The organism is Pseudomonas sp. BF-RE-21 (genome assembly GCF_019947305.1).
GTDB lineage: Bacteria > Pseudomonadota > Gammaproteobacteria > Pseudomonadales > Pseudomonadaceae > Aquipseudomonas > Aquipseudomonas migulae.
Window position 1 is genome coordinate 1 of the sequence record NZ_JAGYGF010000093.1, and the last position, 12,405, is coordinate 12,405.

Genomic DNA, 12,405 nt, shown 5'->3' on the forward strand with positions numbered 1-12,405 from the left:
GTCCTTCAAGACATGCACTAATCTTTCGGACGCCATCGCCGGCAAGCCGGCTCCTACAGGTTCGGTTGTGCGTAATTGATCGGTGTCAGGCGTTGGCTAGCTCAACGCGTTCAGCGCTGGCATGGCGACGGGCGAGGGACAGCACGCAGACCAGCGAAGTCGCCGCAATCAGGCTGTAGAACAGCGCCATCGGCCACCATTGACCGGCGAATTTATGCGCCAGCAGCGTGCCGATCAGTGGCGTCAAACCACCGGCCACGGCGCCGCAGATCTGATACGCCAGCGAAATCGCCGTGTAGCGCACGCGGGTCTCGAACATGCCGCTGACGTACCCGGCGATCACTGCGTAGAACGACGCCATGCACACCACCGCCAGCGCGATGCCAAGGATGATCAGCGGTGCCTGGCCCGAGCTGACCAGCACGAACATCGGGTACGGCGAAGCCATCGCCAACAACGACACCAGGCACAGGAAGCGCGTGGCGCCGATTTTCTCCGCGAGCCACGCCGCCAGCGGCTGGATGCAGAACTGTATGATCGCCACCACAAACAGGCACTCGAGGATCAGCGAGCGCGGCAACTGCAGTTGCTGGGTGGTGTAGGCGATCATGAAGGTGTTGGTGAAATACACCCCGGCAATCCCCAGGGTGTTGGCGCCGATGCACAGCAACAGCGGACGCCACGCGGTGCGCAGGACTTCCATGACCGGCGCCTGCTCTTTACGCGTGCTCTTGGCGGCGAGTTCGCGACTGGCGAGGAATTCCGGTGACTCGTTCACGCCCAGTCGAATCGCCAACCCCACCAGCAGCAGCAACGAACTGGCGAGGAACGGCAAGCGCCAGCCCCAGCTCATCAGGTCTTCTTCCGGCAAACGGGTGACTGCGCTGAATGCCAGCAGCGACAGGATCAAACCGGCCGGGCTGCCAAGTTGCGCAAAGGACGCGAAGAAATTTCGCCGACCTTTCGGCGCATGCTCGCCGGCCATCAAGACCGCCCCGCCCCACTCGCCACCCACGGCAATGCCCTGGACGATGCGCAGCAGAATCAGCAGTACCGGCGCTGCGGCGCCGATCTGTGCATAAGTCGGCAGCAAACCGATGCAGACCGTGACCACGCCCATCATCAGCAAGGTGATGATCAGCGATTTCTTGCGCCCGATGCGGTCACCGATGTGGCCGAAGATGATCCCGCCCAACGGCCGCGCGAAGAAGCCCACGGCGAAGGTGCCGAACGCGGCCATCGTGCTGAACAGTTTGTCGTCGGAGGGGAAGAACAGCGCACCGAACACCAGCGCGGCGGCGGTGGCGTAAATGTAAAAGTCGTACCACTCGATCATGGTGCCGATGAAGGCTGCGGCTGCCGCACGACGTGGCTGGGAAGAAGCTGGGGGCTTCATGGTTCGGACTCCATTGATTGTTTTTTTGGCAGGAGAAAAGCAGTAAATCCAAGGCACTCTGACGGCGCCTGTCTGGGAGTGATTTATCGTCCCCAGGCTATGATTAGTCAATTTTCTATTTATTATGCGCAGTATTACGACAGCTTATAATCGAGAGCCACATGGTCGAACGCGATGTGCAACGCCTGCTCAATGACCGACTGGACTGGAACCTGCTGCGCACCTTTCGGGTGATCGGCCAGGAGCTGAGCATCAGCCGCGCCGCCGCCCGCCTGCACCTGACGCAACCCGCCGTGAGCCAGGCATTGAAGCGTCTGGAAGAACAACTCGGCCGCCAACTGATCGCCCGTCGCGGTCCACGTTTTGCCTTGACTGAAGTCGGCGAGCAGATCTTCGCACTGGCCGGGGAAATCTATGGGCAGATGTCCCAGGTCAGCAGCGTGCTGGAGCAACCGGCCGACGAAGTGATCGGCAAGGTGCGCCTGTTGATCATCAGCCGGATCTACTCGGAACGCTTCGATGACTTCCTCGCGGACTTCCATCGGCAGCACCCGCGGGTCGATCTGGAGGTGGATGTGATGCGCAGCTCCGACATCGTCAGTGCGCTTCAGGAAAAAACCGCGACGCTGGGGCTGAGCCTCAATCGCCGTCCGCAACCGCGCCTGGAGCAACGGTTGTTCCTGCGTCAGCGCTATGCGTTTTTCTGCGGCAAGCATCATGCGATGTTCGGCCAGCAGAACGTCGATCAAGGGGATTTGCAGCGGGAGAATTTCGTCAGTTTTACCAGCGACCAGATCGGCGGCATGCTCTCGCCGCTGACGATTTTTCGCGATCAGCAGGGCTTCAGCGGACGCATCGTGGCGTCGTCACCGAGCCTGGAAGAAGTCCGGCGACTGGTGATCGCCGGGTTCGGTATCGGCTGTTTGCCCGAGCACGTAGTGGCGGCGGACGTCGACGCCGGATTGCTCTGGCGCCTGCCGCCCCACGAAGGGATTGCCGACGTGGACATTCATTTGCTGTGGAACCGCGAGCAGCGCATGAGCCGGGCCGAGACGATATTCATCGAGAGCCTGCAACGCTGCCTGACGGCTTAGACGCGCAACACCTGCGCGACCGGTTCACCGGCGCGCAAACGTTCGAGCAAGCGCGGTTCGGCATGATCGGACGCCAGCGCCTGCTCGATGACACCGGCCGCGGTGTGCCAATCGAGAAACAGCACGCCGTTGTCGTCCGCCAGCACCAGATCACCCGGCTGCACGGTGACGCCTGCGCAGTGAATCGGCTGGTTGATCTGGCTGTCGCCGCGACCGTGCAGCTTGGTGGTCAGCAGGCTGGTGCCGCGAGCGAAAACCGGCAATCCGCCCTCTCGCAGCTCCAGCAAATCAGTCACGGCGCCGTCGACCACGATGCCCGCCGCCCCGGCACAACTCGCAGCACAACTGGTCACCGCGCCGACCGGTGCGTGTTGCCAATCGCCGTCGGTGTCGATCACCAATACGTCGCCCGGCTTTATCAGCGCCAACGCCCGGTTGACGGCAATGGCATCGGCACCCACCAATTTCAGGGTTAGCGCACGGCCCACCAGTTTCACGTTGGGCACCATCGCCCGCAGTTGCGAGTCGGCAAAACCCGCCTCCAGAAAATGGCCAAGGGTCGGAAAGCTCACCGCTTTGAACTGCTCGATCAACTGTGATTCATCCATGCTGCGGCTCCCTGGCAATCACCTCGGCCACACAGTCGATTTCCAGCGACACGCCCCACAGCGCCACGCACACCGTGGTTCGCGCCGGCGGCGCATGGCCGAGAAACTCGCGATACACCGCGTTGAACGGCTCCAGTTGCGCCGGATCGGTGAGGTACGCGTTGACCTTGATCACGTGGCTGAAACCCGAGCCGGCTTCAATCAGGATCGCCTCGAGATTGCGCAAGGTTTGCCGCACTTGCTCGGTGAAATCGGCGGGCTGCTCATCGAGTGTGCTTTGGGCCGGAATCTGCCCGGCGGTGAACACCAGATGGCCGCTGACCACCGCTTGAGAGTAAGGCCCGACCGGGCCGATGAAACCCGGAGCGGATTGAATTCTGCGCATGCTGTTGAGCTCCATGAATCAGGCCGCAGCCGATTTGAAAGGTTTGCGAACGGGTTGATCGGCGGCCGGACCCGCCGCCGGGATTTCGCTGATGTCGCGCTTGAACGTCTCGGTCAGCAGCAACAGCGCCAGCAAGGAAATCAGCGCCGCGCCGATCATGTACCAGGCCACCGACGAGCCTTTTCCGGTCGCGGCGAGCAACGCAGTGGTGACGATGGGCGTTGCGGCGCTGCCGAGCAGGCCGGACAGCATGTAGCTGATCGACAGTCCCGAATAACGCACGCGGGTGCCGAACAACTCCGCCAGGAAGGTCGCGATAGGCCCGTAGTTGGCGGCGAATGCGGTCATCAACAGCAAGTAGCCGAAGATCACCAGCGACAGCTCCTTGGTGTCCATCAGCCAGAACATCGGGAACGCGACCAACGCCTCGGCAACGATGCCGGCAACAATGATCGGCTTGCGGCCGAAACGGTCCGACAACGCGCCGAACACCGGCAGCATGACGATGCACCAGGCGCAGGACAGCAGCACCACGCCCAGCATCACGCTGCGACTGAAACCGAGATTCTGCGTGCCGTACGTCAGGCCGAACGCGACGATGATGTTGAACGACGCGCCGGTCGACATCGTCGCAATACCGCCGAGCACCACTTGCTTCCAGTACTTGCGGAAGACTTCGGCCAGCGGCATTTTCACCTGCACTTCCGCTTCCTTGACCTTGTTGAAGGCCGGGGTTTCGGCGATGTTCAAGCGGATGTACAAACCGACGGCGATCAGCAGCACGCTGGCCAGAAACGGAATGCGCCAGCCCCAGGCCAACAGGTCCTCAGGCGACAGCCACGCGGCGATCACCAGGAACGCCAGGTTGGCAATCATGGTCCCGGCCGGGACGCCGATCTGCACCCAGGAACCGTACAGGCCGCGCTTGTTGGCCGGTGCATGTTCCACCGCCATCAACACCGCCCCGCCCCACTCACCGCCCAGCGCCAGGCCTTGAATCACCCTCAGCAATAACAACAGGATCGGCGCCCATATCCCGATGGCCGCGTAATTGGGTAACAAGCCGATCGCGAACGTGGCGGCGCCCATGGTCAACAGCGAAATCAACAACATTGACTTGCGACCCAGGCGATCACCGAAGTGCCCGAACAACGCCGCACCGACAATCCGCGCCAGATACGCCGAAGCGAAGGTGCCGAATGCCAGCAATGTGCCGATCAGCGGCACGAAGTCCGGGAAGAACACCTTGTTGAAGACCAGCGCCGACGCGGTGGCAAACACAAACAGGTCGTACCATTCCACCGTGGTGCCGATGACACTGGCCACGGCAACTTTTTTCATGCTGATTGCAACTTCCGGCGGGGCACCGGACTTTTCTGCGGACGATAGATCGCTCATCACTGACTCCAGGAATTCTTCAGAACTCGTTTATTTAATTGTTTTGACTGGCAGTAAATCGTTTGAGAGTGAGGGATTGTTGTTATGTATCGCCCAACTGAGTGGGCGAGTTTTTATATTCAGTAACCCAGTAGTCGGTCCGCGTTATTCAATAAAGGTTCGCCGGCATTTAAACGGCGGAAGTTCTCCGCAACTTGTTCGGCAATGCAGTCGTGGGAGGCTGCCGATGCCATGTGCGGTGTGATCGTCACACCAGGCATTGTCCAGAGACGGTGATCAACCGGCAGTGGTTCTTGCTCGAAAACATCCAGCAGCGCGCCGCGCAGTTTTCCTCGTTTCAGGGCCTGTTCGAGGTCGTCGATATTGAGATGACCGCCCCGGCCGCAATTCACCAGCGCAGCGCCATTGGCCAATTGTTCGAAAGTTGAATGACCAAGAATGCCGCGGGTTTCGCTGGTCAGCGGCAACAAGTTGATCAGCAACTCCACACCCTCGAGAAACGGTTTCAGGCTTGCCGCACCGGCAAAGGTCTGCACGCCGTTTATCGTCTTGCCACTGCGCGCCCAGCCACGAACGTCGTAACCGGAAGCGGCCAGATCCTGAGCGATGGCGCTGCCCAGCGATCCCAGCCCCATCACACCCACCTTGAATTGCCCCGCCGCCCGTTGCAGCGGCCGCTCCCAGCGCTGCTCCTGTTGCTGCAACAGCACTTGATCGAAACCACGGTGATAGTGGATCACCGCCCAGCGTACGTATTCGGTCATGCCCTGACGGTGACCGGGATCGACCACCCGGCACACCGGCAGATCCGGGCACGACGGGTCATGATCGAGGTGATCGATACCGGCCGCCACCGAGTGAATCAGCTGAAGGTTCGGTAACGCGGCGAGGCTGCCCGGCAAAGGGAACCAGCACGCGGCAATCTGCGCATTTTTGGCCAGCGGATCATCCGCCAGCACGGTGGTGAGCTGCGGCGCGCTGCGGGCGAACGCGGCTTGCAGTTGCTTGAGCAGCAAGGTGTCGCGGGAGAGCAAAACCACGGTGTTGATGACGGTTTTCACGATAAGTAGGACTCACGCTGGGATTCGATCAGGGTCAGTGCGGCCTCCCAGGCCAGGTCGATGATGTTGTCCTGCTCATCGCGGTCAAACTGCTCGGCGGTGTGTGCACACACTTCCGGCGACGGGTAATGCAACGCGGAACCGCCGGCCAGCGCCGCCACCTGCGCCTGGCAGGCCCGCTCCAGAAAGTGGATCTCCTGGAACGCCTGAGCCACGCCGGAGCCACCGACCAGCAAACCGTGATTGCGCAGGATCATTGCCCGGTGCGGCCCCAGATCAGCAATCAACCGCTCGCGCTCATCCAGCGACAACGCAATGCCTTCATAGGTGTGATACGCCAATTTTCCGTAGAACTTCAGCGCGTGCTGACTGATCGGCAACAAGCCCTGTTTCTGCGCCGCAACGGCCATGCCGGCGGCGGTGTGGGTATGGATCACGCAATTCAGGTCCGGACGGGCCATGTGGATCGCCGAATGAATGACGAACCCTGCGGCGTTGACCCGATGACCTTCGTAAAGCGGATCGACAACTCGCCCGTCCTGATCGATGCGCACCAGATCCGAGGCGCGCATGCGGTCGAAAATCACCCCATAGCGGTTGATCAGAAAGTGATGCTCAGGCCCTGGAATCCGCAGGGTGATGTGGGTGTCGATCAAATCGGTCATGCGAAAGTGCGCGACCAGCCGATACAGCGCAGCCAGTTCGCAACGGGCCTTCCATTCAACCGGGCCGATGTGTTCAGGTTTACTCACGAATACACCTCTTTAGCAGCGTGGGTGACGACCGGGTTGGCGCGCAGGCGGGCCAGCCCGCAAACACCGATCAGGGACAGGGCCGAAAGCAAGGTGAAGAACACCGCCAACGGCAGCCATTGTCCGGAAAACTTGCTCGCCAGCAGCGTGCCGATCAGCGGCGTGGTGCCGCCGGCCAGTGCACAGCTCAATTGGTAAGCGATGGAAATGCCCGAGTAGCGCAGGTGCACCGGGAACGCCTGGGTCATGTAACCGGCGATCACCGCGTACAGCGCCGAAAGGATCACCACCGCGAGGGCGATGCCGAGGGTCATCAACAGAATGTTTTGCGTGCCCACCAGCAAGAACATCGGGTACGGCGTGACCATGCACAGCAGCGCAACGAGCTTGAGAAAACGACCTTCGCCGATGCGCTCGGCGAGCAGTGCGCTGAGCGGTTGCGAGAGCAACTGAATGACGGTCACCAGGAACAGGCAATCGAGAATCGTCGAGCGTGCGATGCCCTGATACTGGGTGACGTAGGTGATCATGAAGGTGTTGGTGAAGAAGAACCCGGCCGAGCCGATGGTCACTGCGGCGGCAGCGAACAGGATCTGCCGCCAGCACGTGCGAATCACGTCTTTCACCGGGTATTTGGCGGTCTCGTTGTTATCCCGCGCCTTGGCGAATTCCGGCGACTCATGAACGCCGGAGCGGATCATCAGGCCGACCATCATCAGCACACCACTGGCGAGGAACGGCAGACGCCAGCCCCAGGCAAGGAAGTCTTCGGGTTCGAGTGATGTCACCAGGCGAAAAGCAATCAACGCCAGTAACAAACCGGCCGGGCTGCCGAGTTGGGCGAATGATGCGTAGAAGGTTTTGCGCTTGGCTGGCGCGTGTTCGCTGGCCATCAACACGGCCCCGCCCCACTCGCCTCCAACGGAAATGCCCTGGATCAAACGCAGCACGATCAAGCCGATCGGTGCCCAGATACCGGCGCTGGCGTAGCTCGGTAACAGGCCGATGCCGGCAGTTGCCACGCCCATCAGCGCCATCGTCACCAGCAACATTTTCTTGCGGCCCAGACGATCGCCCAGGTGTCCGAAAACCATGCCGGCCATGGGACGGGCGATGAAGCCGACGGCGAAACTGCCAAAAGCTGCCAGGGTACTCATCACCGGGTCGCTGCTGGGAAAGAACACTTGCCCAAGCACCAACGCTGCCGCAGTGGCGTAAATGTAAAAGTCGTAGAACTCGATGGTCGTGCCAATGAAGGCAGCGGCCGCCGCTCGACGCGGCTGTGCGGTGGTGTGCATGCAAGGACCCTGTGTATTTATAGTTTTGGGCAGGTACTGAAGGCTGTTTACGGTTGCGCTCTGTGGCGCTTGTGGGCTTTATCGCTTCCATGCCAGGATTAGTCAATTTTCATATTCTTATCTTTACTATTAGCGCTGCTACTACATGGGATTGTCATGACTTCCACTAACCCCTGGGTGGGCCGACGTTTTCTGAATGATCGTCTCGACTGGAACTTGCTGCGCACCTACCTTGTGATCGGCCAGGAAGGCAGCATGAGCCGTGCCGCAGCGCGGTTGCACATCACGCAGTCAGCCGTCAGCCAAGCGTTGAAACGGCTGGAAGAACAACTGGAATGTGTGTTGATTGCCCGTAGCGGGAGACGGTTTGACCTGACGGAAACCGGGGAAGAAGTCCTGCGCATTGCGACGGATATCTACGGCGATATTTCGCGGTTGGGCACTGTGGTGGAGAGTCGTCACGATGACGTGGTCGGCAAGATCCGCATCCTCACCGTCAGCGGTGTGCAGGCGCGGCATTACGACGAGTTCCTCGCCGATTTCCATGAAACCCACCCGAAAATCGAGCTGGAAGTCGAAGTGATGGGCAGCTCGAACATCATCAGTTCGTTGCTGCAGAAGACCGCGACCATTGGCGTCGGCCTGTGTCGTTTACCGCAGCCGCGGCTGGAACAGCGGGTGCTGTTCCGAGAGCGTTATGCGTATTTTTGCGGGCAGCGTCATCGGCTGTTCGGACAAGAGAATCTGACGCTGGAACAGCTCGCCGCAGAAAACTTCGTCAGTTTCACCAGCGACCAGCTCGGCGGAAATCTTTCACCTCTGACGCTGTTTCGCGACCAGCAGGGTTTTACCGGCAAGATCGTTGCCTCATCGACGAGCTTCGAAGAGATTTACCGATTGATTTGCGCAGGTTACGGGATTGGCTGCCTGCCGACGCATTTGGTGAAAAGGGATGTCGAGCAAGGGTTGCTGTGGCGATTGCCGCCGGAGGATGGGGTGGTGGATTTTGATATTCAGCTGCTGTGGAATCGTGAGCAGAAGATGAGTCAGGCGGAAACCGTGTTCCTCGAAAGCTTCCAGCACATGCTCAGCATTCGTGAGCCTGTGCTGTGAAGCCTTGATCGGTTAAACGTGAGGATCGCCAGGCGCTTTACTCGGCGTGGCGTATTGCGGTTTCAGGTGGCCGTCCTGATCGAGTAACCAGGCGTCCATGATCTGTCGCACCACAGGCCCGGCGACGCGACCGCCGGCCTCGCCGTTTTCGATCATCACCGAGATGACAATCTTCGGGTGCTCGGCTGGCGCGAAGCCGACAAACAAGGCGTTGTCGCGGTTCCGCTCCAGGGTTTTCGCCCGGTTGTAGCGCTCACCCTGTTTGATCGCGACCACTTGCGCGGTACCACTTTTCCCGGCGATACGATATTGCGCACCTTGGGCCGCCGCACGGGCGATCCCGCGAGCGTCGTGCATCACCATTTGCATGCCGTGGTTGACCTGCTCCCAGTCACGCGGGTCTTTCAACAGGATGTTTGGCATCGGATGCTCATCCACTGGCGTCACACCATCCACGGTCTTGGCCAGGTGCGGACGGTTCCAGACACCTTTGTTGGCGATCAGCGCGGTGGCTTGAGCGAGCTGCAGCGGCGTGACCTGCATGTAACCCTGGCCGATGCCGAGGATCACCGTTTCGCCGGGGAACCACGCCTGACGGCGCGTGGCACGCTTCCAGGCCTGAGACGGCATCAAACCGGCAGACTCTTCGAACATATCCAGCGAGACCTTCTCGCCGAGCCCGAACATCGCCATGTAGTCGTGCAGGCGATCGATGCCCAGCTTGTGCGCCAGGTCGTAGAAGTAGGTGTCGTTGGAGCGCATGATCGCCGCGTCCATGTCCACCCAACCGTCGCCGCTGTGGTTCCAGTTACGGTACTTGTGATCGAAGTCCGGGAGCTGGTAATAACCCGGGTCGAAGACGCGGGTCTGCGGGGTCACGACACCCGCATCCAGGCCGGCAATCGCCACTTCAGGCTTGATGGTCGAACCGGGCGCATAAAGACCGCGCAGTACGCGATTGAACAGCGGCCGATCGATGGAGTCATGCAGTGCCGCGTACTCCTTGAAGCTGATCCCGGTCACGAACAGGTTCGGGTCAAAGCTTGGCTTGCTGACCATGGCCAGCACTTCACCGGTCGATGGATCGAGCGCGACCACTGAACCGCGACGATCCCCCAAGGCTTCTTCGGCGGCTTCCTGAAGTTTGACGTCGAGGCTCAGGACGATGTTTTTACCGGGTACTGGATCGGTGTGTTTGAGCACTCGCAGCACGCGACCCTGGGCGTTGGTTTCGACTTCTTCGTAACCGACGTGGCCGTGCAATTCTGATTCATAAAACTTTTCAATCCCGGTTTTGCCGATGGATTGGGTTCCGCGGTATTCGACAGTGTCCAGGGCCTTGGATTCTTTCTCGTTGATTCGACCGACATAGCCGATGGAATGGGCGAAGTGCGCGCCCATCGGGTAATGGCGGACGAACTGCGGCTCTACGTCGATTCCTGGCAGGCGGAATTCGTTGACGGCGAGTACAGCGATTTGCTCTTCACTGAGTTCGTAGAACAGCGTGACGGGCACAAAGGGGTGGCGCGCCTGCTTCATCGCCTTGTCGAACAGCGTCCGGTCTTCAGCGGGCAGGTGCAGGAGATTGACCACCTCGTCCAGCTCTTCTTTGACGTCAGCGGCGCGTTCGCGGGTGATGGTCAGGTTGAAGCTGGGGCGGTTGTCGGCGAGGACCACGCCGTTGCGGTCGTAGATCAATCCGCGCGTGGGGGTGATCGGCAATACGTGGACGCGATTGTTTTCGGAGATGGTCGAGTGATAGTCAAACTCGACGACTTGCAGCACGTACAGGCGCACCACCAGTGCGCAGGTGATAGCGACCACGAACAAGGCGCAAGCCATCAGTCTTTTGTTGACCAGGCGCGTCTCTTTTTCGTGGTCCTTGATCGGTATCGGTTGGGGCATTTCTGCAGCTGCTCTTTAACTAAAAAGGGGCGCCGATCCGTAGGCTTGAAATCAGTCCGTTAAAAAAACGAGCTGCACCATACCAAAAACCGTGCGGTCACTTTAGTGCGATTTCCTCTAACGGTTGTCCTTGAGGGCCAAAACGACGGTTGGTTTTTTCTGACTCGTGCGGTTTGTTCAAAATTGATATTCCCATTCATGCATTTTTCTTGCAGATAGGCCTGTGGATACTGGGTGCATGTCATTCCCTGTTTGGAGTCATTTCATGCATCCACGATTTACGCGATTACTCGGTTCGAACGGTTTTTCCATTGGGCTGGAGCTGCCACTGGATAACGATTGGTCCAGCGACGGCCAGCGCCGACGAATTGCCGAAGACCGCCCTTTCGGTGTTCCGGATCTGAAGCAACATGCAGCGATGGCGAGGCTGGCGGACAAGGCTGGGTTCCGTGCTCTGTGGGTCCGCGATGTACCGGTTTACGACCCGAATTTCGGCGATGCCGCACAGGTTTTCGAAACCTTTTCCTACCTTGGGTACCTGGCCGGAATCACCGACAACATCATGTTGGGTACGGCGGCGGTTGTACTTCCATTGCGTCAGCCTTGGCTCACCTTGAAGTCAGCAAACAGTGTTGATGAGTTGAGCGATGGGCGTTTACTGCTTGGCGTGGCCAGTGGTGACCGGCCTATGGAATATCCATTGTTTGGGGTCGATTACGATCAGAGGGGAGAGATTTTTCGCGACACGGTGGAGTTGTTGCGCGACCAGGGTGAAGGCCGCCTGCCTGAAGGTGCGCACTTGCTTCCGCAGCGAGATGAAGCGGCTCCATTGTTGGTGGCAGGTCTTGGTCAACAATCACCCGCATGGATTGGTGAGCACATGGATGGCTGGCTCGCCTACCCGGGCACGCCAGATGAGCATCGGCGTCGGGTCGGGTTGTGGCGCGAGGTGGGTGGGGATAAACCTTACATCAGCTTTGTCCACCTTGATCTGGCAGCCAATCCTCACGCCCCGATGCGACGTGTGCGTTTCGGCGGCATTTGCGGGCGGTTGGCGCTGATTGATGAGCTTCAGGCATTACGTGAAGCTGGGGTACAACATGTTGGCCTGCATGTGCGTCGTAGCGAACGCCCGGTTGCCGAGGTTATTGAAGAGATTGCTGAATACGTTCTGCCAAAGTTCCACTGACAATGCAGTGCCTTCAAGGGCCGCCAATGTGGCTGCCCTTTTTTTCGCCACTTTCCTGCGGGCAAAACAAAACCCCAATTGCTTTCGCAATTGGGGTTTCGGAATTTAATCTTGACGATGACCTACTCTCACATGGGGAAACCCCACACTACCATCGGCGATGCATCGTTTCACTGCTGAGTTCGGGATGGGATCAGGTGGTTCCA

Annotated in this window: 11 protein-coding genes and 1 rRNA gene; 3 read left to right on the plus strand and 9 right to left on the minus strand. The window is 59.6% G+C overall.

Annotation, left to right across the window (positions count from 1 at the left end; translation table 11 throughout):
• Nucleotides 1–85: 85 nt before the first annotated feature.
• On the minus strand, nt 86–1,396 hold the full coding sequence (locus KGB25_RS29795) for an MFS transporter (RefSeq protein WP_223437930.1): 1,311 nt from the start codon (nt 1,394–1,396) through the stop codon (nt 86–88).
• A 161-nt stretch (nt 1,397–1,557) separates the two neighbouring features.
• Here KGB25_RS29795 and KGB25_RS29800 point away from each other — a divergent pair, with 161 nt between their 5' ends.
• Entirely contained in the window at nt 1,558–2,490 is a 933-nt protein-coding gene (locus KGB25_RS29800; RefSeq protein ID WP_008027993.1) for a LysR family transcriptional regulator, read from the plus strand.
• Here KGB25_RS29800 and KGB25_RS29805 read toward each other — a convergent pair.
• From KGB25_RS29805 to KGB25_RS29830, 6 genes are all read right to left on the minus strand, one after another.
• Nucleotides 2,487–3,098: an RraA family protein gene (locus tag KGB25_RS29805; RefSeq protein ID WP_207286002.1), complete on the minus strand. Its 612-nt coding sequence runs from the start codon at nt 3,096–3,098 to the stop codon at nt 2,487–2,489. The genes KGB25_RS29800 and KGB25_RS29805 overlap by 4 nt on opposite strands.
• A complete protein-coding gene (locus KGB25_RS29810) occupies nt 3,091–3,483 on the minus strand; it encodes a RidA family protein (protein WP_223437932.1) in 393 nt (130 codons plus the stop codon). Before KGB25_RS29810 ends, KGB25_RS29805 begins: the two co-directional genes overlap by 8 nt.
• Nucleotides 3,484–3,501: 18 nt before the next feature.
• Nucleotides 3,502–4,881 (minus strand): MFS transporter, encoded by a 1,380-nt coding sequence (locus tag KGB25_RS29815; RefSeq protein ID WP_008028000.1) that lies wholly within the window; start codon nt 4,879–4,881, stop codon nt 3,502–3,504.
• 119 nt (nt 4,882–5,000) lie between these two features.
• Nucleotides 5,001–5,942 (minus strand): 2-hydroxyacid dehydrogenase, encoded by a 942-nt coding sequence (locus KGB25_RS29820; protein WP_223437934.1) that lies wholly within the window; start codon nt 5,940–5,942, stop codon nt 5,001–5,003.
• A complete protein-coding gene (locus tag KGB25_RS29825; protein WP_223437936.1) occupies nt 5,939–6,694 on the minus strand; it encodes a class II aldolase/adducin family protein in 756 nt (251 codons plus the stop codon). The genes KGB25_RS29820 and KGB25_RS29825 overlap by 4 nt, the downstream gene beginning before the upstream one ends.
• Nucleotides 6,691–7,992, minus strand: coding sequence for an MFS transporter (locus KGB25_RS29830; protein ID WP_008028008.1), 1,302 nt, complete (start codon nt 7,990–7,992; stop codon nt 6,691–6,693). Before KGB25_RS29830 ends, KGB25_RS29825 begins: the two co-directional genes overlap by 4 nt.
• A gap of 156 nt (nt 7,993–8,148) precedes the next feature.
• Here KGB25_RS29830 and KGB25_RS29835 point away from each other — a divergent pair, with 156 nt between their 5' ends.
• Entirely contained in the window at nt 8,149–9,105 is a 957-nt protein-coding gene (locus KGB25_RS29835) for a LysR family transcriptional regulator (protein WP_008028009.1), read from the plus strand.
• A gap of 12 nt (nt 9,106–9,117) precedes the next feature.
• Here KGB25_RS29835 and mrdA read toward each other — a convergent pair whose 3' ends face one another.
• The gene (mrdA, locus tag KGB25_RS29840) at nt 9,118–11,010 is read right to left on the minus strand and encodes a penicillin-binding protein 2 (protein ID WP_192418087.1); all 1,893 of its coding nucleotides are present in this window, start codon (nt 11,008–11,010) and stop codon (nt 9,118–9,120) included.
• A 265-nt stretch (nt 11,011–11,275) separates the two neighbouring features.
• Between mrdA and KGB25_RS29845 the strand changes: the two genes are divergently transcribed.
• Nucleotides 11,276–12,199, plus strand: a complete 924-nt coding sequence (locus tag KGB25_RS29845; RefSeq protein WP_008028013.1) for a TIGR03571 family LLM class oxidoreductase — start codon at nt 11,276–11,278, stop codon at nt 12,197–12,199.
• 109 nt (nt 12,200–12,308) lie between these two features.
• Here KGB25_RS29845 and rrf read toward each other — a convergent pair.
• Nucleotides 12,309–12,405 (minus strand): 5S ribosomal RNA (gene rrf / locus KGB25_RS29850); the annotation flags it as partial.